The sequence below is a fragment of the Vibrio sp. 2033 genome, assembly GCF_033339735.1.
This window is the reverse complement of the sequence record NZ_JAWOVC010000011.1, coordinates 16,925-41,549: the sequence shown is the minus strand read 5'-3', so window position 1 is coordinate 41,549 and position 24,625 is coordinate 16,925. Positions and strand designations below refer to the sequence as shown.

Annotated in this window: 26 protein-coding genes; 12 read left to right on the top strand and 14 right to left on the bottom strand. The window is 45.4% G+C overall.

The window, feature by feature from the left end; genetic code table 11:
* Positions 1-25: 25 nt before the first annotated feature.
* The 3 genes from R7P74_RS14915 to R7P74_RS14905 are packed head-to-tail and all read left to right on the top strand — an operon-like array spanning position 26 to position 3,184.
* Positions 26-1,354, top strand: coding sequence for a hypothetical protein (locus tag R7P74_RS14915; RefSeq protein WP_318122934.1), 1,329 nt, complete (start codon positions 26-28; stop codon positions 1,352-1,354).
* A complete protein-coding gene (locus R7P74_RS14910) occupies positions 1,355-2,377 on the top strand; it encodes a sensor histidine kinase (RefSeq protein WP_151515217.1) in 1,023 nt (340 codons plus the stop codon).
* Between the two features lie 15 nt (positions 2,378-2,392).
* Positions 2,393-3,184, top strand: a complete 792-nt coding sequence (locus R7P74_RS14905) for a LytR/AlgR family response regulator transcription factor (protein ID WP_042522318.1) — start codon at positions 2,393-2,395, stop codon at positions 3,182-3,184.
* A gap of 140 nt (positions 3,185-3,324) precedes the next feature.
* Here R7P74_RS14905 and R7P74_RS14900 read toward each other — a convergent pair whose 3' ends face one another.
* The 4 genes from R7P74_RS14900 to R7P74_RS14885 all read right to left on the bottom strand — a co-directional run bounded on the left by R7P74_RS14900 (position 3,325) and on the right by R7P74_RS14885 (position 6,983).
* Positions 3,325-3,819: a peptidylprolyl isomerase gene (locus tag R7P74_RS14900; protein WP_005374458.1), complete on the bottom strand. Its 495-nt coding sequence runs from the start codon at positions 3,817-3,819 to the stop codon at positions 3,325-3,327.
* 121 nt (positions 3,820-3,940) lie between these two features.
* Positions 3,941-5,602 carry a methyl-accepting chemotaxis protein gene (locus tag R7P74_RS14895; protein ID WP_025768726.1) on the bottom strand — a complete coding sequence of 554 codons (1,662 nt, stop codon included), beginning with the start codon at positions 5,600-5,602 and terminating at the stop codon, positions 3,941-3,943.
* A 175-nt stretch (positions 5,603-5,777) separates the two neighbouring features.
* Entirely contained in the window at positions 5,778-6,164 is a 387-nt protein-coding gene (locus R7P74_RS14890) for a thiol-disulfide oxidoreductase DCC family protein (RefSeq protein ID WP_025998548.1), read from the bottom strand.
* Positions 6,165-6,188: 24 nt separating this feature from the next.
* Entirely contained in the window at positions 6,189-6,983 is a 795-nt protein-coding gene (locus tag R7P74_RS14885; protein WP_213871339.1) for a DUF4344 domain-containing metallopeptidase, read from the bottom strand.
* A gap of 862 nt (positions 6,984-7,845) precedes the next feature.
* On the opposite strand from R7P74_RS14885, the gene gltS (R7P74_RS14880) reads away from it, so the two are divergent.
* Positions 7,846-9,081, top strand: a complete 1,236-nt coding sequence (gene gltS, locus R7P74_RS14880) for a sodium/glutamate symporter (RefSeq protein ID WP_005374448.1) — start codon at positions 7,846-7,848, stop codon at positions 9,079-9,081.
* 100 nt (positions 9,082-9,181) lie between these two features.
* Here gltS (R7P74_RS14880) and R7P74_RS14875 read toward each other — a convergent pair whose 3' ends face one another.
* From R7P74_RS14875 to R7P74_RS14865, 3 genes are read right to left on the bottom strand one after another with little or no spacing between them, the layout of a single operon-like run.
* Entirely contained in the window at positions 9,182-10,012 is an 831-nt protein-coding gene (locus tag R7P74_RS14875; protein WP_054576512.1) for a hypothetical protein, read from the bottom strand.
* On the bottom strand, positions 10,012-10,869 hold the full coding sequence (locus R7P74_RS14870) for an ABC transporter ATP-binding protein (protein ID WP_318122933.1): 858 nt from the start codon (positions 10,867-10,869) through the stop codon (positions 10,012-10,014). The genes R7P74_RS14875 and R7P74_RS14870 overlap by 1 nt, the downstream gene beginning before the upstream one ends.
* Positions 10,866-11,237: a GntR family transcriptional regulator gene (locus R7P74_RS14865; RefSeq protein ID WP_005383223.1), complete on the bottom strand. Its 372-nt coding sequence runs from the start codon at positions 11,235-11,237 to the stop codon at positions 10,866-10,868. The genes R7P74_RS14870 and R7P74_RS14865 overlap by 4 nt, the downstream gene beginning before the upstream one ends.
* Before the next feature lie 413 nt (positions 11,238-11,650).
* On the opposite strand from R7P74_RS14865, the gene gltS (R7P74_RS14860) reads away from it, so the two are divergent.
* Both gltS (R7P74_RS14860) and R7P74_RS14855 read left to right on the top strand, forming a co-directional pair.
* Positions 11,651-12,877 carry a sodium/glutamate symporter gene (gene gltS / locus R7P74_RS14860; protein ID WP_064369536.1) on the top strand — a complete coding sequence of 409 codons (1,227 nt, stop codon included), beginning with the start codon at positions 11,651-11,653 and terminating at the stop codon, positions 12,875-12,877.
* Between the two features lie 154 nt (positions 12,878-13,031).
* Positions 13,032-13,898 carry a glycerol kinase gene (locus R7P74_RS14855; RefSeq protein ID WP_191116169.1) on the top strand — a complete coding sequence of 289 codons (867 nt, stop codon included), beginning with the start codon at positions 13,032-13,034 and terminating at the stop codon, positions 13,896-13,898.
* Positions 13,899-13,988: 90 nt separating this feature from the next.
* On the opposite strand, the gene nagB is transcribed toward R7P74_RS14855, so the two are convergent.
* On the bottom strand, positions 13,989-14,789 hold the full coding sequence (gene nagB / locus R7P74_RS14850) for a glucosamine-6-phosphate deaminase (RefSeq protein ID WP_005374441.1): 801 nt from the start codon (positions 14,787-14,789) through the stop codon (positions 13,989-13,991).
* A gap of 374 nt (positions 14,790-15,163) precedes the next feature.
* On the opposite strand from nagB, the gene R7P74_RS14845 reads away from it, so the two are divergent.
* Entirely contained in the window at positions 15,164-15,415 is a 252-nt protein-coding gene (locus R7P74_RS14845) for a DUF3081 domain-containing protein (protein ID WP_005374440.1), read from the top strand.
* 163 nt (positions 15,416-15,578) lie between these two features.
* On the opposite strand, the gene R7P74_RS14840 is transcribed toward R7P74_RS14845, so the two are convergent.
* A complete protein-coding gene (locus R7P74_RS14840; protein WP_005374439.1) occupies positions 15,579-15,932 on the bottom strand; it encodes a DUF413 domain-containing protein in 354 nt (117 codons plus the stop codon).
* Positions 15,933-16,081: 149 nt separating this feature from the next.
* Here R7P74_RS14840 and R7P74_RS14835 point away from each other — a divergent pair, with 149 nt between their 5' ends.
* Positions 16,082-16,975 (top strand): LysR family transcriptional regulator, encoded by an 894-nt coding sequence (locus R7P74_RS14835; RefSeq protein ID WP_005374436.1) that lies wholly within the window; start codon positions 16,082-16,084, stop codon positions 16,973-16,975.
* Positions 16,976-17,056: 81 nt separating this feature from the next.
* On the opposite strand, the gene R7P74_RS14830 is transcribed toward R7P74_RS14835, so the two are convergent.
* From R7P74_RS14830 to R7P74_RS14820, 3 genes are all read right to left on the bottom strand, one after another.
* A complete protein-coding gene (locus R7P74_RS14830; RefSeq protein WP_017821043.1) occupies positions 17,057-17,752 on the bottom strand; it encodes a pirin family protein in 696 nt (231 codons plus the stop codon).
* 9 nt (positions 17,753-17,761) lie between these two features.
* Positions 17,762-18,205, bottom strand: a complete 444-nt coding sequence (locus R7P74_RS14825) for a DoxX family protein (RefSeq protein ID WP_017821042.1) — start codon at positions 18,203-18,205, stop codon at positions 17,762-17,764.
* Positions 18,206-18,530: 325 nt separating this feature from the next.
* Positions 18,531-18,734: a hypothetical protein gene (locus R7P74_RS14820; RefSeq protein ID WP_017633816.1), complete on the bottom strand. Its 204-nt coding sequence runs from the start codon at positions 18,732-18,734 to the stop codon at positions 18,531-18,533.
* A gap of 194 nt (positions 18,735-18,928) precedes the next feature.
* Here R7P74_RS14820 and R7P74_RS14815 point away from each other — a divergent pair, with 194 nt between their 5' ends.
* The 3 genes from R7P74_RS14815 (at position 18,929) to R7P74_RS14805 (ending at position 21,694) form a co-directional block, all read left to right on the top strand.
* Positions 18,929-20,296, top strand: a complete 1,368-nt coding sequence (locus R7P74_RS14815) for an AlkA N-terminal domain-containing protein (RefSeq protein ID WP_225473569.1) — start codon at positions 18,929-18,931, stop codon at positions 20,294-20,296.
* Complete coding sequence (locus tag R7P74_RS14810; RefSeq protein WP_053809746.1) at positions 20,293-20,775, top strand: methylated-DNA--[protein]-cysteine S-methyltransferase; 483 nt, start codon at positions 20,293-20,295, stop codon at positions 20,773-20,775. The genes R7P74_RS14815 and R7P74_RS14810 overlap by 4 nt, the downstream gene beginning before the upstream one ends.
* Before the next feature lie 100 nt (positions 20,776-20,875).
* A complete protein-coding gene (locus tag R7P74_RS14805; RefSeq protein WP_225473568.1) occupies positions 20,876-21,694 on the top strand; it encodes a hypothetical protein in 819 nt (272 codons plus the stop codon).
* 71 nt (positions 21,695-21,765) lie between these two features.
* Here the strand turns inward: R7P74_RS14805 and R7P74_RS14800 are convergent, their stop codons facing one another.
* Positions 21,766-22,374 carry a YitT family protein gene (locus R7P74_RS14800; RefSeq protein WP_225473566.1) on the bottom strand — a complete coding sequence of 203 codons (609 nt, stop codon included), beginning with the start codon at positions 22,372-22,374 and terminating at the stop codon, positions 21,766-21,768.
* A 201-nt stretch (positions 22,375-22,575) separates the two neighbouring features.
* Between R7P74_RS14800 and R7P74_RS14795 the strand changes: the two genes are divergently transcribed.
* Positions 22,576-22,971 carry a GFA family protein gene (locus R7P74_RS14795; protein ID WP_053308033.1) on the top strand — a complete coding sequence of 132 codons (396 nt, stop codon included), beginning with the start codon at positions 22,576-22,578 and terminating at the stop codon, positions 22,969-22,971.
* Positions 22,972-23,008: 37 nt separating this feature from the next.
* On the opposite strand, the gene nhaD is transcribed toward R7P74_RS14795, so the two are convergent.
* Positions 23,009-24,439 carry a sodium:proton antiporter NhaD gene (nhaD, locus tag R7P74_RS14790; RefSeq protein WP_318122932.1) on the bottom strand — a complete coding sequence of 477 codons (1,431 nt, stop codon included), beginning with the start codon at positions 24,437-24,439 and terminating at the stop codon, positions 23,009-23,011.
* Positions 24,440-24,625: the final 186 nt, after the last annotated feature.

Here is a 24,625-nt window from a genome sequence, read left to right as displayed (position 1 = left end):
GCATGAAAACGAGCAAGGAAGTCACATGAAATCGCACCAGCCTAACCTTAACAAAAGCACCAGTTTGTTGATTGCTGCGTCGTTGTGTGTGGGCGCAGCAGCCCCAGTTTTTGCCAATGATGAGCTGAGTTTTGAGTGGGATTGGGCTGTCAGCTACGAAACTGCCAAGCAGCGTGATAGCGCATTTATGCAAGCGCAGGGCAGTTCTCGTGATTCACTTAATGCACTGTTGGATGTACAGGTGAATTATCACAACTTCAGTGGCTTGTTTGCTCTGTACAGCCAAGGTTTGTACCTCAATCAACAAGGAAAGAGTGATTGGTGGAGTGAAGCTGATAACCAATTGCTGATTCGAGAGCTGGCTTGGCTAGGGGAGTGGCAAGTCGGTGATACCACTCTTGATGTGAGCTTAGGTAAGTTGCGCGTGGATTGGGGCGTGGGTTATGGCTACCGACCTTTGGATCTGTTTAAGCCTTATCGACAAAATCCTGTTGGCATAGTCGCAGAAGAGGGTGCGGGTGTGTTTTCACTTTCACACTACGATATGGCAGGCGAGTGGACGGTGATTGCAACGGATTCAAGCTGGGGGCAACAAGACCAAAGTGCACTTGATCAAGCCGCAGAGCAACAAGGTGTTGGTATTCGTCGTTATGCGCTGGTGGGTGACACCGAGTATCAACTTATTGGTTATTACGATGATGTGCGCCGAGGTTTACTCGGAGCCAGTGCCATTGCTGTGTGGGATGAATCCATCGCCATGCACGGTTCCATGCTGTGGCAAAGACAAAGTGTCGGCTATCAGTTTCAGCTAGGTGATCTTTACCAACCTGTTTCGGTTGAGGAGCAGGGCAGCGCATTCCAAGCCTTAATTGGATTGAACTGGGCAAACCAAACCGGACACAACGTGATTGTTGAATATTGGTACGACAGCCGAGCATGGTCGAAAAGCGAATGGCAACAAGCAATAGGGCGTGGCGAATTACTTTCTCAGATCCCTGATCCCAATGTATCTCTACTTGCGACAAGCTACGCCCAAGGGTTTCAGCATGCCAATATCGTTCAGCATAACGTAATGCTGCACTGGAGTTGGGATGTGGAAGCGTGGGCTGCATGGAACGGCAAAGCAGATATGGGCTGGCTAATTGATGTAACCCCCACGTTGGATGTGATGTTGTCGCCACAAGATGGCAGTGTGATTGTCACGCAGTGGCTTAACTACCAATGGATTGATACCGGCGATCAAAGTGTAGAAGTGGAAGTTGCCGCACGCTTTTTAACCGGAGACGACCAATCTGCTTACGCACAAATCAATGATAAGCATATGATTGTATTTAATATCAAAGGGAAACTCTAAATGTGTTCAGCAAAATCAGTGGTAAAAAGTGGATGGCCGCGTAGCTTATTAGTGACCACGGCATTTTGTCTCTTTATCGCAGCAATGACGCTCTCGGTTTGGGGCGGTCCATTTTACATTCATGTGGCGGTTAGCTTTGGATTTGGCTATTCGGCTATCTTCTTCTCATGGTTGATTGACCGTTTGTTTCCAACCATCCCACGTATGATAGAAGTGGTGTGTTCGCTTGTTGCCTGTTTATTGTTTGGGGTGATTAATGCGCAATTTTGGCTCGGAGAGTATTTTGGTATCTCCGATATGATCCCTGTTGGCTTAATGGGATTACTATTTAGCGGTATGTGTTATTTCTATTTTTACTCGCGTGAGAAAGAGGCGGTTGCTCAACGAGAGTTGGAAGCCATCAAGCGCGAGAAAGCAGAGCAAGATCGTGCGCTGTTGCTAAGTCAGCTTAAGCAGATGCAAAGCCAGATTGAACCGCATTTCCTATTCAATACCCTGGCGAATATCAGTGCACTCATGTCGCAAGATGTCGATAAAGCCAAGCTGATGCTAGAACAATTAACCGCGCTGTTGCGTGCAACGCTAAAAAGCTCACGCGAAGAGCACACCACCATAGACAATGAAACGGCGTTAATTGAAGCTTACTTGGGTATTCAACAAACTCGTTTGGGTGAACGACTCAGTTACAAGATTGAGGTTGAAGAGGGACTAGGCAGAACCGAGTTACCGCCGATGATGCTACAACCCTTAATCGAAAACGCCATCATCCATGGTATTGAGCCGAAGCGAGAGGGTGGTGAAGTCAGCTTGCTCATCAAGCGCGAACAACAGAACTTGAAGATTGAAGTCAGAGACACGGGTGTTGGCTTGAATCACGTGAGTGGTCACATGGGCTCTGGTGTGGGTCTAAGTAATCTCAAGCAGCGAGTTGAAGCTTTGTTCGCAGGGCAAGGAGAGGTCTCTATCAGTGAGTCTGTTCAGGGTGGCGTTTGTGTTCGCCTGAGTTGGCCAATGGAATCGTAATCAAGGAAGAAAGGAATGAATACAGGGTTTACTGCCATTATTGCTGATGATGAACCGCTATTGAGGCGTCATCTTGATAAAAGCCTAGCTGAAGTGTGGCCAGAGTTAGAGGTGATAGCCAAAGTCGCCGATGGTGAACAAGCGTTGCAAGCCATTGAGCAAAGTCAACCTGACATTGCGTTTCTAGATATTCGTATGCCAGTTTTGGATGGCATGACATTAGCACAAAAGCTCAATCAACTCGCCAATCCACCTTTGATTGTGTTTGTCACCGCGTACGATGATTACGCCATCAAAGCCTTTGAGCAAAATGCTGCCGATTATTTGCTTAAGCCTATCTCGGATGAGCGCCTCCTGACGACGTGTGAAAGAGTGAAAGCACGCCTTGCTAAGCGAACACAAGAGAGCAGCAATGTGCAGATGAGCAGCCTGTTAGAGCAGTTGCAGCAATTATCCGCGCCACAAACGCCGCAGTATTTACAGTGGATTAAAGCGACGCAAGGGGAAGATATTCATCTGATCGCCACGTCTGATGTGTTGTATTTCAAAGCGGAAGAAAAATACGTTTCTGTGTATGCCCAACAAGGACAAGGCAAAGTGCAGGAGTATTTGATTCGTACATCGTTGAAAGAGTTGATAGGGCAGCTTAACCCAGAACAGTTCTGGCAAGTGCACCGTTCAAGCGTGGTGCAAGTGTGCAAAATTAACAAAGTAAACAAAGACTTTGCTGGAAGAATGTTTGTGCATGTTGGAGAAACTAAGCTCCCTGTGAGTCGTGCATCTCAAAGTTTGTTCAAAGGGATGTAATCGCTAGAACTGCTCACTCTTTACACTGTAAACTCGCTGCTCATTTGTTTCGGCAACGAAAACAAAAAGCGCCTAAGTCATCAGACGTTAGGCGCTTTTGTCGTTTTATAGCGACGACTTCTCCGAAGAGATGAATGGGCTTATTCGCTGATCGTCACTTTCTCGATAATGATTGGATCGCATGGCACATCATCGTGACCAAGCTTAGAGGTCGTTTTCACTTTCGCGATGCGGTTTACGACATCCATACCCGCGGTCACTTTACCAAACACGGCGTAGCCCCAGCCTAGGTTGGTAGTTGCGGTGTGGTCTAGGAAATCATTGTCTTCCAAGTTAATGAAGAACTGTGCTGTTGCAGAGTGCGGAGCATCGGTACGCGCCATTGCGATAGTGCCAACAAGGTTCTTTAGACCACGGTTTGCTTCGTTCGCGATAGGGGCGCGTGTTGGCTTTTCTGCCATGTCTTCGGTATGACCGCCACCTTGGATCATAAAGCCGTCGATAACGCGGTGGAAAATGGTGCCGTCGTAGAAGCCATCTTCACAGTATTTTTTGAAGTTCTTTGAGCTAACTGGCGCTCGTTCTAGGTTCAATTCAATTTCGATGTCACCGAAATTGGTGGTCATAATAATCATCTTGTTTGCCCTTGTGGGTGCTAAGTTGGCGGCATTATAGCTAAGTCGCATTATGATAGCAGAAATAAAAACAGCGACGTTTTGGCGTCGCTGTTTGCATGTTGAGTGTTTGAGGAAAGCTCTAGACCGTAAAGCGACCGACCAAGTCGTACAGCTCGTTAGCTTTGTGGTTGAGGTTGCCACTGCCTGCGCGGTTTTGATTCGCAAGGTGCGCCGATTGGCTGCTTTGTTGAGAGATGACTTCGATGCGTTGTGAAATCTCTTGCCCAACTTGGCTTTGTTCTTCGGTTGCCGTTGCGATCAGCGTGTTCATGTCCATGATGTTAGCAATCGCGGCTTGGATTTCTTGCAGTGCGGCAGAGGCTGCCCGTGCTTCTTCCACTGTTGCTTCACCACGAGCTTGGCTTGAACCCATGGCTTTCACTGCCGCATCCGAGCCAGACTTCAACTGCTCGATCATTTGGTGAATTTCGCCTGTGCTGTCTTGAGTGCGACTCGCCAGTTTACGGACCTCATCGGCAACGACTGCGAAGCCGCGACCTTGTTCACCAGCACGGGCTGCTTCAATGGCTGCGTTCAGTGCCAATAGGTTGGTTTGCTCGGCGATATCCTGAATCACTTCTAGAGAAGAAGAAATGTTTTTTACGTCGCTCTCTAAACGAGAAATCACCGTGCTGGCTTCTGACACTTCTAGCGCGAGCGCTTCGACAGAGTTCGCTGCTGAATCAACAATGTGTTTTGCTTGTTGTGAGTTTTCATCGGCGTCTCTGGCTGATTGCGCTGCTTGGTTAGCGTTGTTTGAAATCTCGTGCGCCGTTGCTGTCATCTCGGTCATTGCCGCAGCGACCTGTTCGGTTTCTTCACGTTGACCTGAAGCTAACTCATCCACTTGCGATGCACGCTGTGACATCTCGTTGGTCTCTGAAACCACTTCTTGTCCGACATGGCTAACACTCTTGATGATGCCTTGCAGGCTTTCAACGAAGATATTGAAGTTACGGCTAAGTTGGGTGAACTCCGGCACGCTCGATTCTTCCATGCGCGCGGTTAAATCTGCATCGCCTTGCGCGAAAGAGTGAATTGAAGCATCAAACTGCTCAATAGGCTTCATGATGCTGCGGTTAACAAACACGGCAAAGACTGCAACTATCGCTGTAATCGAGGCACAAAACAGGGCTATCGCAGTTAGTGTGGTGTTGAGATCTTCGTGTGCGGCTTTTTCCATGTCTGCCACAATGGCGTCGATATCGTCCGTGTAGAAACCCGTTCCTAACATCAAGTCCCATTCAGGAATAAAGACTGAGTAGCTGAGTTTCGGTAGTGCTTCACTCTGACCGAGTTTCGGGAAGTAATAAGTCGTGAACTCACCAGTTTTGGCATTTTTTAGCAAATCCTGAATCAGGTAATTGCCTTTCTTGTCCTGCAAGTTATAGAAGTTTTCCCCGATGCCTTTGGTGTTTTTACCCACCACGACGCGAACGCCTTTTGAATCATAACCAAAGATGTAGCCGGATTGACCAAACTCTAGTTGTTTCAAGATAGGCAGAGCCTCTTCCAGTGGGGCATTTTGTGCGAGTAGCGGCTCGACAGCGGAACGCGCCATTTGTACGTAACTTTTGAGTTCGGCTTTTTTCATCTCCATCATTCGACTTCGAGTTTGCTCAATCTCGTGCTCGTTGTAGGCCGTGGTTTGTACGTAGGTGAACCACATCATGCCTATTGCCATAGTTAGAATTGGAATTATTGAAAGGATATATAGTCGTTTTCTGATCGTCAGATTCATAGAGACGTCCTTCTCTCGGCGCAGCGTTACAAGTGACAAGCTGAATAAGCTTGCCTGATAAAAGTGTTAATACTTATTGTTGTAATGCTTAGAGATTAACCGAGTTACTCAATCAGAAGTACTGGAAATTTGTAAATCTAGACGAAGGTCGTAGCATTTTTAAGCGGGATCACAATTAACGTGAACACGACCCACTATTGCAACGAGAAGTCCCCGTTAACCAATATGAGACGCGATACCTATTCTTTGCGAATTTCAGGTAAAGCCAGTCAGCAACAGGTTTAACGAGGCGCCAACGCAGTGGAGCGTAGAGCCAACCGCGACCAACTAATTGCCACGCACGATGAGTCACGTCCAACCCAAGCAGAAGCTCCCCCTTTTCGTTGAGGGCGTGCAAAATGGTGTTGGCTTGTTCAGGAGCGATCTGAGGATAATCTGCGAATGCATCACTATAGATATCGACGGTTTTGATGTGCTGCTTGGCATCGCGTTGTTTTAGCGCCTTCATCTCTTTGGCACAAAGCGGGCAGGTTCCGTCATAAAATATGGTGAGTTTTGTCATTGCGGTCTTCTTGTTTGAGATTTTCTAATCGCTTTTACGTGGCGAATTTTCTTTTGGTTCATTGTTTTGCAAGTAATGCAGCCAATTGTCGCGAATGTTGCCGTAATTGAATTGGCAGAACTCTTTGCGATCACGCAGGTAGTCTTTTTCTACTTCATCGAGTAAGGCTTTGTATTGCTCAGGATCACTACCGTACACCAAACATAACGTTGAAAAGTAACGCTGCAAATCAAAGCTGTGTTCGTCAATGTACTCGCCAAAATCGTAGTAGTCCGGTCTGTCGTCGGATTCGAATGCGAACATGTCGGCGGCGCTAATGGCCATATCTGCGCCATCTTCTAGGAAGTCAATCATTAAAATAGTGGCAAAATTATCGACCGCATCTTCTTCTTTTCCGAGAACAGGGATGCTTTGATCTTCGATGTAAGCATGTCCAGCTTCATGAAGTAAAGTGTGCAATAACGTATCTAGCGCCCCTGTTTTTGGGGATTTTCCGAAGCGTTCTTCATACTGATTATTGGAGAAGTAATTGAGCGACTCCAAATAAAAAGTGTAAGGAACGTATATTGTGTGTGTATCAGGATCATACATTGGACCATCTTCTCCGCCGTAAACCAGCGTGAGAGCTTTATCAAATGGAAAGTAGGCCTGAGATAGCTCAGCAAAGATGGTGTTTACATCGCTGCTTTGAATAGATTGTTGGGCGATTTTTTCATGAGTTGTCTCTACGGGAGAATATTGAATACGAATGTTTTCAGCTGCTGTAGCTGATGAGACGACGCTGAGTAATAGTGCAGGGCAAAGCGAATGAATGTTCATGTGGGACTCTTGTTATTGAATAACTTGTATAAAAAATTATACATGTTTTTGTCTGATGCATAGTTGGGGTTGTACTCATTAGCCAAAGTCGGGACGTCGGTCTCGAAAAGCAATCATGATAACATCGCATATTTCGGCTGCTTGGTTCTCTAGGGCGTTTATCAAGACCTCTTGGATAAGAACGGCGGTGAAGTTATTAGCTATGCATCGTATTCTAAGAAGCTTACTGAGTAACTGTGCTTCGATCTTTATCTGTGAAAATGATAATAGGCAGTTAATCATTGCAAGGTTTAACTATGGGGTTGGTGAATGTCACTGAATTGAAGAAAATTATCAGCGATATGTTATAATCCTGCTCCGTTGTGACGAAAACGTTTGTTGCAGCCTGAGAGTTTCCTTGGATTCGGCTCGTTTATACACCATGAGCCAGAGTTGAAAAGCTACGACAGGAACAGGCAAACCCAATTGTTTTGAACGCGCTCTCGGCGTTTAGCGGTTACAACGGGAAGGAACTTTGTTTGATAGTAATTGACACATTCTGTTTAAGTAAGGGAGCCCGAAGTGGTTCAGAAAGTGTCACCCAGAATTTACTCACAACACGACAGCCCAAGCGATAACGCACAGGTATTGCGAGGGGCCATTTGAAGGAGCTGTATCAGCTCCTTTCACATTTAAGGGCTTGCTAACAGCGTAAAAACTGACACATCGCTTAAGGAGCGCCCCTTAAACTAGCCTAAGGCGCATCTACACCAACTTTTTGAGTATTTTCGAAACAATAAAGCGAGAAAATTTGCTATTGAACGAAGGTTAAACTAACACTCATTCATTACGGAGAATGAAGAGAACAATAATAAGAGGCGATATGAATCATTTAATATCTGTAGGTGCACTGGAGTCCTTCTTGGTCGCAATTAGTGTGCTTTTCCTGGGGCATTTTATTAATGCTAAGCTACCGATTTTAAAGAAATTCAACATACCTGAGCCGATTGTAGGTGGCCTTATTGTGGCCTGCATGATTACTGCTCTTCATTTCAACGGCATCGATTTAGAGTTCGACTTGCCATTACAAAATACGTTTATGTTAATGTTTTTTGCGACAGTTGGTTTGGCCGCAAATTACACTCAGTTGATGAAAGGAGGTGCGAAGGTTTTTATCTTCTTAGCTGTCGCATCGTTTTACATCATCATACAAAACGGCGTTGGCGTTTCACTTGCGGCGGCGCTCGGTTTAGATCCTTTGATGGGGTTAATTGCTGGCTCGATTACTCTGTCTGGTGGTCATGGTACAGGTGCTGCGTGGTCACAAACCTTTCAAGACGTGTATGGATTGGATAACGTCTTAGAAATTGCAATGGCATCAGCGACTTTTGGTTTGATCATCGGCGGTATCATTGGTAGCCCTGTAGCGCAGCGTCTGGTGGAAAAGAACAGCATAGAGTCTGAGTATGGTCGTGGTGGTCGAGATGCCAAAACTCACGAGAAATTCCCGGAGTTGGTGACTTACAATGAATACGAAGAAGATAAAGTAACGGCGAAAAAAGTGGTGGAGAAACTCTTCTTCCTACTGATCTGTGTTACTGGGGCCAAGTATGTCGAGCAATGGGTAAGCACGTATGAAATCTCATGGCTGATGATTCCAGACTTCGTATATGCGCTATTCATTGGTGTGATCATTACGAATTTCTTGGAAGTGACCAAGATTCGTAAGTTAGATGCCGAAACGGTCGATATGTTAGGTACGGTATCGCTATCTCTGTTCTTAGCGATGGCTCTGATGAGCTTGAAGTTATGGAATATCTTCGATCTAGCGATTCCATTCTTGGTCATTTTAGCTGTGCAGTCTGTCGTCTTAGCTATCTTCACTTACTACGTTACGTTCAAAGTGATGGGAAGCAACTATGACGCTGCGGTTATTGCAGGGGGGCACTGTGGTTTTGGCTTGGGGGCAACCCCAACAGCCGTGATGAACATGGGCTCTATCGTTAACCGATTTGGCCCGTCGCCGCAGGCATTTATGGTGGTGCCAATTGTGGGGGCTTTCTTTATCGACATCGTCAACTTAATTATCTTGCAAGGCTACATTTCATTCCTTGGTTAAAGTTAAGTGGATGAGCTCCTAGAGGCGAAATAAAAACGGTCACAACACTGGTTGTGACCGTTTTTTTATGACTTGGTTTGGTCGTTTATTGAACGAAGAATTATTGGATAGTTCGGCTGAACTTGAGGCTAGCTGTCCAACCAAGAATACCAATGAAGGCGTAAATGCCGACGTTTAACCAACCCGCTTGAGGAATGGCATTGAATGGGTTTGGTGTAATAATGGCGTGCAGCGGAAGGTAAAGCACTTCGGAGAAAAACTGATCTAGTCCGTAGAAACCAAAAAGTGCGATAGGCATCCAACGCAGCGCATAAATGGCGATAAACAAAATGACCAGTGGTGAGTTCACTTTTTGTGAAATAGCCATCGCAGTTAATGCCAGCGGTAACAGCAGAATACCGGCGAACAACATTCTGATTAAAAACTCTCCCCAATGCAGCAGCACGTAACCTAACGAGGCTTGGCGGTACAATAAAGCCAATTGGTGATCAGTAGAGATGTTCAGCAACCACAACATTAAATTTGCAGCGAGTACGAGCACCGAGCAGACGAGCGGAATCACCAATAAGCCAAATCCTAGCTTCACTAAATGGGTTTTTATGTCACTGACAGGCATACTGCGCCAAAACATAATGCTGCCTTCCGCCCGTTCTTTGCGTAGCGTTCTTGGGAAGTACTGAACGGCTAACAAGATAGACAGCAGCCCTGCTCCTCCGGTAATCAACATATTGACATCATCACCAAGCTCTTTGTGAATGTCACTGACATCGCCACCAAAGCTCATTTGGAAAAACATATTGTGTTGTAGAGTGTCGTTACTCATTAAACTCACAAAGAGAATAACTCCACACGCCAACACAAACAGTGGAATACGTAAAACAAGAGGGTTTTCTAACCACTCTTTTTGCAACATCGCGACAACTGAACGCATTACGCTGCCTCCTTCTGCAATGCTAAAAATAGATCCGCTAACTTCACCCCATGGATGGAACCCATTGTTTCTGCTTGTTGGGCATACTGGGCTTTGAGTAACCATTTCGTTGAACCGAGGCCTTTTTGTGACGAGAGTGGGTTCATCGCTTCAATTTGTGTGCGGTGCTCGTCGTTGGCTTCAAGAATGAAATAGTCTTCACTGATACTGTCCATCGAGGTTTGCAGAACGGGGCGACCATGCTTAAGAATCAGAACATCTGTCAGCAAGTGCTCAATCTCTGATACTTCATGACTGGCGATGATCAACACGCGCTCGCCGTCGTGAAACCATTCCAATAAGTGACGATAAAACGTCTCGCGATACACGAGATCTAACCCGAGTGTCGGTTCATCCAATATGAGGATTTGGGTGTTGGTTGCGATCACAATCGCGAGGTGTAATTGCACCTTCATCCCTTTGGATAAAGATTTGATACGCGCACGAGGTTTGATGTCCGTTTGACGAAGTAGCGTATCTGCTTGGGCGCGATTGAACCCTGGATGCACGCCCTCGGTATAGTTAAGCAGTTGAGCAACGGTCATCCAATCTGGCAGAACGTTGACATCCGAGATGTAGGATAAGCTCTGCATTATCTTGTCGCGTTGCATAATGGGTTCAAATCCGTTGATACGAATAGTGCCCTGATATTCATGTGCACCGAGTAGGGCATTAATAAGCGTTGATTTACCTGCGCCATTATGGCCGAGTAAGCCAAGTACTTGTCCTGCATGTAGGTCGAAACTCACTTCATGCAGTGCTTCTCCTTGTTGCTGATAGTGCTTGGAGACGTTGTTTACACTGACTAATGCGCTCATTGGTCACCTTTCAAGTGTGGTTTTAGTTGTAGAATGAATTCGTCGAGTGACATATCCAGACGCTGTATTGTGTCGGCTATCTGCGGAATTTGTTGCTGAAGAAAACGTGCCTTCTCGTCTGCGAGTAATTTGAGCTTTGCTCCTGAAGCGACAAACATACCTTGACCGCGTTTTTTCTCCACTAGCCCGTCATCAACAAGCAATTGATAGCCTTTCATAACGGTGAGGTGGTTAATTTTCATATCTGCAGAGATGCTACGGACGGAGGGCAGAGCATCGCCTTCTTGCCAGACACCTTGCAGTATTTGCTGCGTGATCTGGTCTGCCAACTGTCGAAATATCGGTTGGCGATCATGCCAATTAGTCATGAGTGAATCTCTTGGTTGAGATGGTGTTATATATATGTATAACACCTAGTGCGTTAGAGAGAAAGTAATAATTTAAAACCTAGTGTATCCGCCTGTCTTATTCGCTCTAAATATCCACCTATGTGGTCGTTGTTTTGAGGTTTTGTTTTATATGGAAATTAATTGCTTCTCATAAGTTGAGAAGTGTTGTTTTTCTCTTCCCATCAATACACTTATCGCCTGTTCTAAATGAATATTCTCACTGAATGATAATTAGCATAATTTTAGGTCTGCCTATTTCTTACTTGATGAGAATCAATGGTCAAAGAGGCCTAGAAAACAAAAGTTTCGAGAGGCAATCTGACTGGCTTAGGCACCTATCTCACGTTGAGCGCGTGCTCAATGAATGAGAAAGAGTAGAGTAAAGAGGTCTCATGAATCAGGTAATATCTATCGGCCCACAGGAGTCGTTCCTCGTCGCAATTTGCGTGTTGTTTTTAGGGCAGTTCATCAATACCAAGTTACCAACCTTAAAAAAATTTAATATTCCAGAGCCAATTGTTGGTGGTCTAGTGGTCGCTTGCGTCATCACGACGATGCACTTAAACGGTGTGGATGTTTCCTTTGATTTACCACTGCAAAACGTCTTTATGCTGATGTTTTTTGCAACCGTTGGCTTAGCGGCAAATTACACCCAACTGATTAAAGGCGGTGCGAAGGTTTTCATCTTCCTAGTTGTGGCATCGGTCTACATTCTTATCCAAAATGCGGTCGGCGTGTCCTTAGCAACAGCGTTGGGGTTAGATCCACTCATGGGGTTGATCGCCGGATCCATTACGCTTTCTGGCGGACATGGAACGGGAGCTGCGTGGTCGCAAACTTTTCAAGAAATGTATGGTTTGCATAATGTTCTAGAGGTGGCAATGGCTTCTGCTACATTTGGCTTGGTGATGGGCGGGATTATTGGCAGCCCTGTTGCACAAAAGCTACTAAACAAACACAACTTGGAATCGGAATACGGACGCACCAATCAAAGTCATCAGAGTTTCCCTGAACTGGTGACGTACAACGAACATGAGGAAGATCGTGTCACAGCGAAAAGAGTCGTTGAAAGCTTGTCCATCATTCTACTTTGCGTGACAGGCGCGAAGTATCTGGAGAGTTGGGTAAGCAGTTTTGACATCAAGTGGTTAATGATTCCCGATTTTGTTTATGCGCTGTTTATTGGTGTTGTTATCACTAACATCATGGAAGTGACGAAGGCGCGCAAGGTTGATTTAGAAACCGTTGATATTCTTGGCACGGTTGCACTATCTCTATTTCTTGCCATGGCCTTGATGAGTTTGAAATTGTGGAATATTTTCGATCTTGCGATCCCATTCCTTATTATTCTTGCTATTCAGTCGGCAGTGTTGGCGATGTTCACTTACTACGTAACATTCCGAATGATGGGAAGCAACTACGATGCGGCGGTGATCGCTAGCGGACACTGCGGTTTTGGATTAGGTGCTACACCGACTGCGGTCATGAATATGGGCTCCATCGTGAGTCGATATGGTCCATCACCACAAGCATTTATGGTGGTTCCAATTGTCGGTGCATTCTTCATCGACATTGTGAATTTAGTGATTTTGCAAGGATGCATCGCTTTTATTCGATAACATTCGCTTTTTTACCGAAATAACAAAGCCAGCACCTATACGCTGGCTTTGCTATTTGTAACACGAAATCTTGTTTGCCTGACTTCAAGCCGTGAAATCAATGCGTTACTATGACGACATAGTGTTCAATTTTGCAGCAGCATGAGGTACCCACATGTCTGAAAAAATATCGACGTCGGCATTAGCGAAAATGCGCAAGGTAGAAGCTAAGCTGCTGTTTGCCGATCTCAAACGTGCAGGCTACATCGTTCGCCAAGATGAAAAGTGGATTTTGACCGAAGAAGGGGCAAAGTTTGGCGGTGAGTATGTGGATCACCCTAAATTTGGCCAGTTCATCGTCTGGCCGGCCAACTTACATATTGAGCTGACTCCCAGCTCAGGGAAAACATTGAGCGCGACACAACTGGGTGAAAAGCTGAAATTGAATGCGAAGCGCATGAACCAGCTTTTGAGTGAACTGGGTTGGTTGACCAAATCCGAAGAGGGATGGAGTGTCACAGAAGCTGGTGTGCGCGCTGGTGGGCAGCAAAGAACCGATAAAGAAACACAAAATACCTTTGTCGTATGGCACGATGTGGTGCTGCGTAACAAGCGTCTTAAGCAGTCTGTCATTGAGTTTTTAGGGCAAGACGCGGAGTCACATTCTACGGATAAATCGTACTCAAGCTTTCGCCAAAAATTTGAAGCCAAGCACCGAACATTAGATGGGCATTACGTGCGCTCTAAGGGGGAGTTGCTCATCGACAACTGGCTGTACTTGGCTGGTGTTGTGCACGCTTATGAGCGTCAGTTGCCGATTGACCAAGATGTCACTAGCGATTTTTACTTGCCAGGTGGCAAAGTCTATTTGCAATTTTGGGGAAGTGACGATGGGGAGATGGCTCAGGCCGACCGTGAGACCATTCGTACTGTTTATGAGCAGCATCATTTCAATCTTATCGAAGTCGAACCGAGTGAACTAGACAAGTTGGATGAAGTGCTTCCTAAGCGTCTTCGTCAGTTTGGTATTAAAGCTTATTGACGACTTAAGCCCGCTGTTCAGATAAGAAAAAACCCGTGTTCAACACGGGTTTTGTATTTTTAGTGTATTTCTAGGCTGCAATCCTATGGGTTAAAAGCCTTTGATGTTTTCTGCTTCTAGCTCAGAGAAGTACTTCACTGTCTTCACTTTCAGTTCTTGTTGAGCTGGTTCGTCGCATACGATCACCGCTTTAGGGTGAAGCTGAAGAGCAGAAACTGTCCATAGATGGTTTACACAACCTTCCACGGCTGCTTCAAGTGCCTGAGCTTTGTTATGACCAGTGACCAAGATCATCACTTCTTCTGAGTCTAGAAGCGTACCAACACCGATAGTCAGCGCGTATTTAGGCACTTGGTTGATATCGCCGTCAAAGAAGCGAGAGTTCGCAATGCGAGTGTCTTCAGTGAGGGTCTTGATGCGAGTACGAGAAGAAAGAGATGACGCTGGCTCGTTGAACGCGATGTGACCGTCGTTACCCACGCCGCCCATGAACAGGTTGATCTTGCCGTAAGACTTAATTTTGTCTTCGTAACGCTTACATTCTGCGTCGTGATCGTCTGTGTTACCGTTCAGTAGGTTGATATTTTCTTCTTGAATATCAATGTGATTAAAGAAGTTGTTGTACATGAACGAGCGGTAAGATTCTGGGTGATCCGCAGGGATGCCAATGTACTCATCCATGTTAAAAGTCACGACGTTTTTGAAGCTGACTTCGCCGGCTTGGTAAAGCTCGATTAGGGCTTTGTAGGTTGCTAGAGGAGTGCCACCAGTTGGTAGACCCAGAACGAATGGACGCTCAGCAGTAGGTTTAAAGTCGTTGATACGCTTAGCGATATGCGCAGCTGCCCACTTACCTACTTGTGCTGCTCGAGTTAACGGGATAAGTCTCATTTTGTGCCCCTAGTTATTGGAATTGACGATGTACTGAAACATTAATTCGCATTATAAAATAAGTAATGGCGAACTGCTATTGTTTTAGGTCAAAATTTTGCTTTTTCTTTAACCAATGTTGGTTTTGTCGACGATTTTTATATCTAAATGCTTTTATAAGACGATTTTTTACAAAGAAATTGCATTATGAAACTGACGAATCAATAGATAAAATTTATGATCTAAATTAAGTTCTGCCTTCGCACTTAACCTTGTTTTTTAACAACCTACAGAGTGCGAAATCGCACACGAACTTCAAATATTATGGGTTAGATATGGCATGGCGCTCATTCTTTAACCATAATTGAAATGTGTAAACCAGTGAGGAATTCGGTATGAAAAATGAGTTAGATCCGAGCAAAGTACTACAGGCTTACGAATGTGTGATGAACAACGGTACACCAACCGAATTTGGTAAAATGTATGAAGGTGTAGAAGCGTTTTCTGACTACGATGGGTACAACGTTTTCTTGAGAGGGAATGGTGTTGAGCTAAAAATTGGCTTCCACAACACCTATCACTTGGAATATGACCAAGAGCATTTGAAAGAGAGCTTTCTGAAAAAGATTGCGACGCTCGCCAAGTAAACGGTCATCACCCAAATATTAAAAAAGCCCTTGGGAGAATGCCCCCTTGGGAGAATGCCCCCTTGGGCTTTAGGAGAAGAAATGAGCTTGTCTTGCTCGCTCAGTAAAGTCAAACGAGCTTTCGCCTACTGCTAGAAAAAGGCGAGAACTAGGTTATTGGTTATTAATCGTCTTCAACCAAACTCTCTTCAATGTATTCTTCTGTGGCGTCAGGCTTGTTACGACCATTTAGCGTATGGAAGCGCTTGCGACCACGAGCAAGTTGGGTGTACTTTAGCCACGTACGCTCAAGTTTTGTTTTTGCTTTGCCCGGGTTTTCTAACACCTTGATGAAGTGTTTCTCTTCGCTGTTTTCAGGTGTTAATTCGCCTGACTCTAAGCCAAGCATTGTATCCCCATAAATTGTTAGGATTTCCTCTTCTGAAAGAGTAAAATCGCCAGACTTTGCAAAGCCGCGTGGGAATTTTACGTTATCGTAAAAACGTTTTTTGCCATGACGGAATTCAGTGTCAGACATGTCAACAGCCTCTGTAACCGTTATTGATGAATGTAGTGAACTTACGGCGAAAATTAGGCTTAAATCTAACAAAAGAAAAACAAAACTTTTTTGTCGTCATGATTTTAATTAGTTGTTAATCTGGTTTTATATTAACCAGGAGATGGTTTATGGATGTAAAAGTCTTTCGAACATTTTTAGAGCTGGCAAGAGTTCGTCACTTCGGACGTGCTGCTGAGAACCTTTATATTACCCAAGCCGCTGTGAGCGCACGTATCAAACAATTGGAAAGTTACTTCGATACGCAATTGTTTATTCGTGATCGAAATAACATAAAGTTGACCTCTGCAGGTGAGCGCTTAATCAGCTATGCCGAGGTAATGGTCACTACATTGCAACAAGCGAAGCTAGAATTATCGCTTGAAGATGGCAAAGCGCTGCAACTAACGTTAGGTGGCACGCCAAACATTTGGGACGCTTATTTACAGAATTGTTTAAGTGTCGTCACAGATTCGTTTGGTGGTTATGGCTTCATGGCAGAAGTGATGGGACGTGAGATGCTCAGTCGTAGCTTGCTAGAGCGCACGTTAGATATGGCATTTGCGTTCGATCAGATCAAAGCTGATGAGCTTAACTGTAAAAAAGTGGCGGATGTTGTTCTCGTTCTGGTATCAACTGAGAAAGATTCTTTAGACACCGTTTTCGAAAACAAATATGTGTACGTTGACTGGGGGACGCGTTTCTCCTCAGAGCATTCTGAGCGTCACCCTAAGATTCCGGCTCCATATTTACGCACTTCAACAGCGCGTATCGCATTGGACTTTATTTTAGAGAAGGGTGGAGCCGCGTACTTACCAATCTCTCTCGTGGAGCCATTTATCGCTAATGGGCAGCTTCACAAGGTGTCTGGAGTAGAAGATTGGTGTCGCCCTATCTATTTGAGCTATCGTAAAGCTAGCTCGTCTGTAGACGCGATTAAGCAAGTGGAAGAAATTGTCAAAGAGATCGATCCACTGACCGCTTACAGTTTTCAGCAAATTGGTTCTGGCACTTCCGACGAATAGCGTTGAATGAAAAGTCAGAAAAACGAAAAAGCCGCCTTGAGAAATCAAGGCGGCTTTGTTTTTATCTCGATGAATCGATAGTTATGGTAAGTCAAACAACAGGGCTGTTGTGCTTTCGTTTGATGTATTGCGCAAAACAACCTTACTCTGGTGTTCAACCTTCGCGCCGTCGCCAGCCGTCAAAGTGGTATTGTCGACACTAAGGCTCCCAGTCACTTGATGGATGAATAGATTTCGGCCCGACTCAATCTCAAAGTTTAGTTCGCTACTTGGCTCAAGAATTAACTGATGCAAAGTCGCATCTTGCTTAATAAGTAGCGTGCCGTTTTCTCCAGTTGGAGTTGCGATAGTCGTTAACCCAGGATTGCGACCAAAATCTTTTTGCTGATAACCTGGTTTGGTTCCAAATGTGTTCGGTTGAATCCAAATCTGTAGAAACCGCAGCGTATCTTGGTTCGATGCATTGTACTCACTGTGGTAAATCCCTTTCCCTGCCGACATGAGTTGGAATTCACCTGCAGGTAGTGTTTTGACGTTACCTTCACTGTCTTTGTGTGCGATAACACCTTCCAACACATAGCTGATGATCTCCATATCACGGTGGCCATGTGTATCAAAACCCGCGCCAGGCTTGACTACATCGTCATTAATGACTCTCAGCTCAGAAAAGCCCATATGTTGAGGATCGTAGTAGCTACCAAAAGAAAACGTATGTTTGCTATCAAGCCAGCCAAAGTTTGCTCGACCTCGGTCTGCTGCATGTCTTACCGTAATCATAAGGCCTCCTTAAGAGAGCTTTTTGTTTAATAAGTTATCTAACGCTGCTTTACCTGCGCCAGAGAACGCCAGAGAAACGCTCGCTGCCAGTAATGCCAAGCCAAACTCGTAACCGTTGTTTGCCATGAACAGGCCATTCTCAAAGTGGACAGAGAATATCGCTACCACCATCGTGAACGCCAAAGCAACCGCTGCTGGTCGAGTTAGCAGACCAAGTAAAATGAACAAGCCGCCAAAGAACTCTGCGCTGCCCGCAAGTAACGCCATGAGTACGCCAGGACCTAAACCGATAGATGCCATCCACTGACCTGTGCCTTCTAGGCCGTAGCCACCAAACCAGCCAAATAGTTTTTGTGCGCCGTGCGCCATAAAGATAATGCCGATTGGAACGCGAAGTGATAGTGCGCTGTAACCTGCGTTTGATGTGGTAATTTTCTGTAATAGTGCTTTCATGATTCTGTCCTCTGACTCTTTTCAATGAGTGGGAAGCGTGTGCTCCCGTGCTGTTGAGAACAGTTTAGGTAGAGGCGAACATAAAAATAACGGGAGGATTTTGATAAACTCGTTCTAAAAAATTGAATAGTTGGTTTTTATTTATTTAAATCAATGCCTTGATTTTTATATTCGAGTGTTTATTTGCAGATTATTGTCTGTTTTAAATCAAGGTCTGTCATTATTTTCGATAAACATTTTTTCTGTTAAACAAAAAAAGAGCACATGTACTGTGCTCTATTGCTTTCGCTTTTAACAAGGGAGAAAGGTGTGTTAAAGAAAACCGTCAGAGGTTCATTAAGCTCTCTAATGACTCCTCTACATTGTTGTAGTGATAAGTTCGAATATTACGTCCATCCGTCGCATTAATCTGAATTTCTGAGATCTCGTTATCTGAGTCTCGTTCGATAATTCCAATAGAATGATCTACGGATTTACTGGTAATAACCTTTTGGTTTCTTAATACAATTACGCAAGTATGTAAGTCCATGCCAATTCCCTTTAGCCGACGTTGTTGTGATGTTCTGGATCTAACTTTAGTGTACAAAAGCGCTAATGCCAATAAATCTCAATATTGAGTTCCGAAAATGGCTAATTGTGGGCGCTTAAGCAAGCTACAATAACACTATATTGAACGATGCCTATGAACAATAAATGACAAAAGGCATGAGCAAGGAAAGCACTATGTTTATTCACCCCCATACCTCACTGACCTTCGAGCAGTGTCACAAGGCGCGAGTCGCGCGAGACAGTCGTTTTGATGGGCGATTTTATGTGGCGGTAAAAACAACGGGAATCTTTTGTCGTCCGATTTGCCCGGCAAATTTGCCTAAAGAAGAAAATGTTGAGTATTTCGCTGATAAGACGCAAGCCCTTCAAGCAGGGTACCGTCCGTGTTTACGCTGTCGACCTGATAGCGCGCCTGGATCTTGGGCATGGAAAGGTGTCGAGACGACCTTTCAACGAGCGATTTCGTTAATTGATAGAGGGGAGTTGCATCACCATTCGGTGTCTGAGTTGGCTGAGCGTGTTGGGATTTCTGACCGTTACTTACGTATGTTGTTTGAGCAGTATCTAGGTATGTCACCCAAGCAGTATGCGCAATATCAGCAACTAATGTTCGCCAAACAGTTGCTTCACTCCAGCTCTATGTCGGTCACCGACGTGGGGTTTGCGTCAGGTTTTAACAGTACGCGCCGCTTTAACGATGCTTTTCAAAAGTTTCTCAAACTAACGCCTTCTCAAGTACGCCGTAAAGAGTTTGATGGTGCGGGTTGCAATCGAATTGCCTTACCTTATCGAGGTGAGTTGAATTGGTCGCACATGTTGGACTTCTATCGTTTGCGAGCGGTTGAGGGGGTTGAGCTGGTGAGTGATGAGAGTTATCAGCGCAACGTTTTTTTGGATGACAGCAAAGCCTGGTTTAAAGCGACAAAAGGTGAAGGATACTTAGAACTGGCGTTTGAAATTGAAGACGTAACGAAGCTGCAAAACTTGGTGTCTGACATTCGTCGTATGTTCGATCTTGACGCTGATATTTGTACTGTTGAGCAGCATTTGGAGTATGTTGCGCCTGGGCTCGTGTCGAGTAAAGGTATTCGTATTCCTGGTGTATGGAGTGCATGGGAAGCAGGGGTTAGAGCGATTTTAGGCCAGCAAGTGTCGGTTAAAGCTGCGATTGGTCAACTTAACTTATTGGTGGCCACACTTAGTGGAGAGTCAGAAAAACGTTTTTTCCCGACTCCCAGTGATATTGCGAACGCCGACGTGAGCTTTTTGCGCATGCCGCAAAGCCGTAAAGAGACGCTAGTGCGCTTCGCCCAGTTTATGCAGGACAACTCAGAAGCTGACCCCCAGCACTGGCTAGCTTTGAAAGGCATTGGACCTTGGACCGTCAGTTATGCTCAACTGCGAGGGCAATCTCAACCCGATTGCTTTCTAGATAAAGACTTAGTGGTGAAAAAGGCGATGCAGCGTTACCCATCACTGAATACGCACACTGCGGCCCCTTGGGGAAGCTACGCGACGTTTCACTTATGGAATCAATCATGAAAACATTTTATACCGAAATGCCGAGTCCACTAGGAACGGTGACTATCCAATCGAACGCTGAGGGCTTACTTGGCATTTGGTTTGAAACATGCACCACTAAGCCGAGTGAGCTGGGGGGGCGAGACGAGCAGCATCCGGTCTTGCGCCAAGCTGTCACCCAACTGGATGAATACTTTGCTGGTCTGCGCAACGAATTCGATTTGCCCCTTGCAGCGACAGGCACTGATTTTCAAAATCAAGTTTGGCAGGCACTAACGACCATTCCATATGGGGAAACGTGGAGCTATCAAGATCTCGCGAATGCGATAGGTAACCCTAAAGCTGTGCGTGCTGTTGGGTTAGCAAACGGGAAGAATCCGATTTCTATCGTGGTGCCTTGTCATCGCGTTATTGGCAAAAGCGGAAAACTGACTGGGTATGCAGGTGGAGTGGAGCGCAAGCAACGTTTGCTCGCGTTGGAGCAAGGTACACCGCTTTAAGTGAGGCGATTCTCGTATTGGGATTAAGCGTGCTACACAGGGGTAACGATAGTGTAGAGTTTCATAATCGTTATACGAATAGAAGAAGGACAATAAGGACATGCCTTTCAAAACGGATTTTGATGCCTTCATAAGTGAGTGTTGGCAGCATCACGAGGAAAATCCCGAACAAGTTTATGCTAAGCTAGAAACGGCTCTGAGCGAGGTGGAAGACGTTACCCAAATCGAGCGAATATTCGCATTGATGCTGCATACCGCTATTGGGCATCTCCAGTGCCCAGAACAGTTTCTTACTTGTTTAGAGCACTTTGATGAACGCAAGGTTGCCGAGAGTTTGGCATTTCAACGCAGTATTGCCGTTGTGCGCTATTTCGTAGATGGCACTGACAATATGGAATTATTGGAAGAGCAAGAACAACGCCGAGTTTACGCTTTGATTTCGAATGAACTTTCTGCACTTGTTCAGCTTGAACTGGCGAGTCAATGGTTGGTGAAGGCAGCGTTAGGAATGACGCCGAACGATGCAGAAGGGCCATTAGCGCGCGCTATCGCGATCACTGCAAACAACTTAGCATGTCAGTACGAAGCGCTGGCTGAGCGCACGTGCATGGAAAAATCGAAGATGTTAGAAGCAGCGACACTCGCGCTAGACTATTGGAAAGTGGCAGGGGGTTGGATGCAAGAAGAGCGCGCAGAGTATCGCTTAGCGATGAGCTTGCTTAAAGCGGATAAACCGCAAGAAGCCAAAGTGCATGCTGAGCGCTGTGAGGCTATTTGTCAGCAAAATGGTAGCGACGCGTTTGAGCTGTTCCACGCACATGACTTGTTGATGCAAGTACACTTCCATCTTAGCCAGAAATATAAAGCTAAATTGGATGAAGAGATGCAGCAGCACTGCAAAACGAGCTCTTTGACGTGATCTTAGCGTTGAATGAAAAAGCCCCGAGCGACTGGCTGGGGGCTTTAGGGTTGTTGACTATGCAGCGATGATTATGCTGCTTGCGCTTTTGCTTGGTATCGTCCTGGTTTATGGTTCATCGCCAAAATCAAGTTCGTAGCGATGGCACCTAGAACAGATAGAGCGATAAGGTGCACATCTACAATGAACAGTGACATCACCACGATGGCACAATCTAACCCCATTTGAACTTTACCCGCTCGAACTCCAAAACGTTCCTGAAGGTACAACGCTAGAATGTTAAAGCCACCCAAACTCATTTTGTGACGGAAAATTACCAACATACCGATTCCAATCAGCCCACCACCCAAAAGTGCCGCATAGAGAGGTTCGATTCGTGAAATCTCAATCACATGATGCAGATGATCGACCGCAAAAGAGACAATCGAAACCGCAATAAAGGTATTGATAGTGAAGCGCCAACCCATGCGCATCACAGATAAAATATAAAAAGGGAGGTTAAGAGCGAAAAATATCTGACCAAAACTGAAGTCACTCACTTTGGTTAGGAAGATCGCCAAACCAGCCGTACCGCCAGTGAGCAATCCTACTTTGCTAAAAAATATCACCCCAAGTGACACCAACGCACTGCCGAGCGTCAGAGCCAAGAGGTTCTCTCTTAGGCTATGATCTTTGTCCATAAATTAATTTCCTTGGTTTAAAAACCGCGCCGGAGATAATACGTCTCACGGACGCGATAGACAGTCGCCAAAATAGCAACTAACAAATCGGCCAATAAAATGTCGCGAAAAGTGATGGATGTCGAGTTTTTGGACGAGATTATGATGATGTTAACCTGTTTAACATAATGTACACAGATAGAAAAACAACAAGGAAAAGTTATGATTAAGAAAGTTGGCAACACCCAAATCAACACATTACATCGACTGAGTTGCCACTGTGGAAAAGTTGAGTTGGAACTGGCGTTACCCAATGGTATTGAGAAACCGAGACGGTGTGACTGTTCTATGTGTCGACGTCGTGGCGCGATTGTCGCATCTGTACCTTTGAACGGTATTCGTATTATGCAAGGCGAAGACGTCTTGAAGCAGTATCAATTTAATACACACACTGCGAAGCACTTTTTCTGTGGCGAGTGCGGTATTTATACGCACCATCAGCGTCGTTCTGACCCGAGTGAGTATGGCTATAATGTCGGCTGCTTAGAGGGCGTCAACCCATATGAGTTGGGAGCGATTGAAGTGATGGATGGCGTTAACCATCCATCTGACCGCTAGGTTATATTGCGATTTAAGTGCCTGATTATCGGTGCTTTTAAGTAAATAAGCCGCTATTCATCCACAAGTGTACCGCAATACTGGCGGCATAACCCAAGGCGATGACGGGAGCCCACTTTAGGTGGCCAAAGAAGGTGTATTGTCCACGCGCAGCTCCCATTAAAGCGACGCCTGCCGCGGAGCCAATGGAAAGCAAACTGCCACCGACACCTGCGGTTAATGTGACCAGTAGCCAGTTGCCCATCGACATGCTTGGTTCCATGGTCAGTACAGCAAACATAACCGGAATGTTATCGACGATTGCAGATAGGACACCAACCATTACGTTTGCCCAGACTGGGTTCCATTGCGTGTACATGACGTTTGAAACCAGTTCGAGGTAGCCAAGTAAACTTAAACCGCCAACACACATTACAACACCGTAGAAGAACAACAAGGTGTCCCATTCGGCTCGAGACACACGATGAAACACATCAAACGGAACCACTGAGCCTAAGCGCTTCAATGCCTGATCATCGCCATTGGCAATTGCCATAGCTGCTTTTTTTGCGAGTGAGTGTTTGAGAGTTTGGCGCAAAAAATATCCGAAAAACTGTAAGTACGCCAAGCCCATCATCATGCCCATAACGGGTGGGAAGTGCAGCAAGGCGTGGAAAGAGACTGCGGTGGCAATCGTCAAAATGAACAACGCGACAATACGCCTTGCCCCGCGTTTTAGCTCAACGTGTTGGTGAATCGTATTCGGTTTTGTGTTTGGAACAAAAAGTGACATCAAAAATGCGGGAACCAAGTAGTTCACCAATGACGGTACAAACAACGGAATGAACTCAGCAAAGCTGACATGACCGGCCTGCCACACCATCAGGGTTGTAATATCACCAAATGGGCTGAATGCACCGCCAGCGTTGGCTGCGATAACAATGTTGATACAAGCAAGATTGACGAACTTAGTATTATCACCAGAGACTTTCATCACTACAGCGCACATCAAAAGGGCCGTAGTTAAGTTATCGGCAATCGGTGAAATGACAAAAGCGAGAAACCCCGTCAGCCAGAACAACTTTTTGAATCCAAAACCTTTACCAACCATCCACGCCTGTAAGGCATCGAAGAGTTTGCGTTCTTCCATTGCGTTGATGTAAGTCATCGCCACGAGCAAAAACAGCAGCAACTCGGCATATTCCAACAAGTTGTGTTCTAGTGCGGATTTGGCGATTTCAGGCTGATTGTGTTGAGCAAAGGTGTAGCCAATCAGAATCCAAATTAATCCTGCAGCGAGCAGCACTGGCTTGGATTTTCTCATTTTCAGATACTCTTCCAACATAACCAGTATGTAAGCGATCGAAAAGATAATCAGAGCCGCGTAACCGACACCAGAATTAACAAGGTTCAGTTCATTGGTTGATGCAGCAAAGGTGGCGCTAGAGAACAACAAACAGCAGAAAGCCACAATTGGATAGATTGGCATAGACATTTCTCCTTTGTCTGGTTGGAGAAATATTAGCCACAAATGAATGAGTTAGTTGTGAGAGAGCTCGAATTAACAGTAGGAGTTAGGAAATGATAGTGTGCGCCACTATTTTCTGAGTGACGCAATGCTTGCTGCGCCGAATAAAACCGCAGCGGCATATAAACCGTAAGTTAACCAGTGACT

Excerpts from the sequence above, each read along its gene's own strand:
- R7P74_RS14915 (WP_318122934.1), top strand. The coding sequence starts at position 26 with ATGAAATCGCACCAGCCTAACCTTAACAAAAGCACCAGTTTGTTGATT.
- R7P74_RS14910 (WP_151515217.1), top strand. The coding sequence starts at position 1,355 with ATGTGTTCAGCAAAATCAGTGGTAAAAAGTGGATGGCCGCGTAGCTTA.
- R7P74_RS14905 (WP_042522318.1), top strand. The coding sequence starts at position 2,393 with ATGAATACAGGGTTTACTGCCATTATTGCTGATGATGAACCGCTATTG.
- R7P74_RS14900 (WP_005374458.1), bottom strand. The coding sequence starts at position 3,819 with ATGATTATTATGACCACCAATTTCGGTGACATCGAAATTGAATTGAAC.
- R7P74_RS14895 (WP_025768726.1), bottom strand. The coding sequence starts at position 5,602 with ATGAATCTGACGATCAGAAAACGACTATATATCCTTTCAATAATTCCA.
- R7P74_RS14890 (WP_025998548.1), bottom strand. The coding sequence starts at position 6,164 with ATGACAAAACTCACCATATTTTATGACGGAACCTGCCCGCTTTGTGCC.
- R7P74_RS14885 (WP_213871339.1), bottom strand. The coding sequence starts at position 6,983 with ATGAACATTCATTCGCTTTGCCCTGCACTATTACTCAGCGTCGTCTCA.
- gltS (WP_005374448.1), top strand. The coding sequence starts at position 7,846 with ATGAATCATTTAATATCTGTAGGTGCACTGGAGTCCTTCTTGGTCGCA.
- R7P74_RS14875 (WP_054576512.1), bottom strand. The coding sequence starts at position 10,012 with ATGCGTTCAGTTGTCGCGATGTTGCAAAAAGAGTGGTTAGAAAACCCT.
- R7P74_RS14870 (WP_318122933.1), bottom strand. The coding sequence starts at position 10,869 with ATGAGCGCATTAGTCAGTGTAAACAACGTCTCCAAGCACTATCAGCAA.
- R7P74_RS14865 (WP_005383223.1), bottom strand. The coding sequence starts at position 11,237 with ATGACTAATTGGCATGATCGCCAACCGATATTTCGACAGTTGGCAGAC.
- gltS (WP_064369536.1), top strand. The coding sequence starts at position 11,651 with ATGAATCAGGTAATATCTATCGGCCCACAGGAGTCGTTCCTCGTCGCA.
- R7P74_RS14855 (WP_191116169.1), top strand. The coding sequence starts at position 13,032 with ATGTCTGAAAAAATATCGACGTCGGCATTAGCGAAAATGCGCAAGGTA.
- nagB (WP_005374441.1), bottom strand. The coding sequence starts at position 14,789 with ATGAGACTTATCCCGTTAACTCGAGCAGCACAAGTAGGTAAGTGGGCA.
- R7P74_RS14845 (WP_005374440.1), top strand. The coding sequence starts at position 15,164 with ATGAAAAATGAGTTAGATCCGAGCAAAGTACTACAGGCTTACGAATGT.
- R7P74_RS14840 (WP_005374439.1), bottom strand. The coding sequence starts at position 15,932 with ATGTCTGACACTGAATTCCGTCATGGCAAAAAACGTTTTTACGATAAC.
- R7P74_RS14835 (WP_005374436.1), top strand. The coding sequence starts at position 16,082 with ATGGATGTAAAAGTCTTTCGAACATTTTTAGAGCTGGCAAGAGTTCGT.
- R7P74_RS14830 (WP_017821043.1), bottom strand. The coding sequence starts at position 17,752 with ATGATTACGGTAAGACATGCAGCAGACCGAGGTCGAGCAAACTTTGGC.
- R7P74_RS14825 (WP_017821042.1), bottom strand. The coding sequence starts at position 18,205 with ATGAAAGCACTATTACAGAAAATTACCACATCAAACGCAGGTTACAGC.
- R7P74_RS14820 (WP_017633816.1), bottom strand. The coding sequence starts at position 18,734 with ATGGACTTACATACTTGCGTAATTGTATTAAGAAACCAAAAGGTTATT.
- R7P74_RS14815 (WP_225473569.1), top strand. The coding sequence starts at position 18,929 with ATGTTTATTCACCCCCATACCTCACTGACCTTCGAGCAGTGTCACAAG.
- R7P74_RS14810 (WP_053809746.1), top strand. The coding sequence starts at position 20,293 with ATGAAAACATTTTATACCGAAATGCCGAGTCCACTAGGAACGGTGACT.
- R7P74_RS14805 (WP_225473568.1), top strand. The coding sequence starts at position 20,876 with ATGCCTTTCAAAACGGATTTTGATGCCTTCATAAGTGAGTGTTGGCAG.
- R7P74_RS14800 (WP_225473566.1), bottom strand. The coding sequence starts at position 22,374 with ATGGACAAAGATCATAGCCTAAGAGAGAACCTCTTGGCTCTGACGCTC.
- R7P74_RS14795 (WP_053308033.1), top strand. The coding sequence starts at position 22,576 with ATGATTAAGAAAGTTGGCAACACCCAAATCAACACATTACATCGACTG.
- nhaD (WP_318122932.1), bottom strand. The coding sequence starts at position 24,439 with ATGCCAATCTATCCAATTGTGGCTTTCTGCTGTTTGTTGTTCTCTAGC.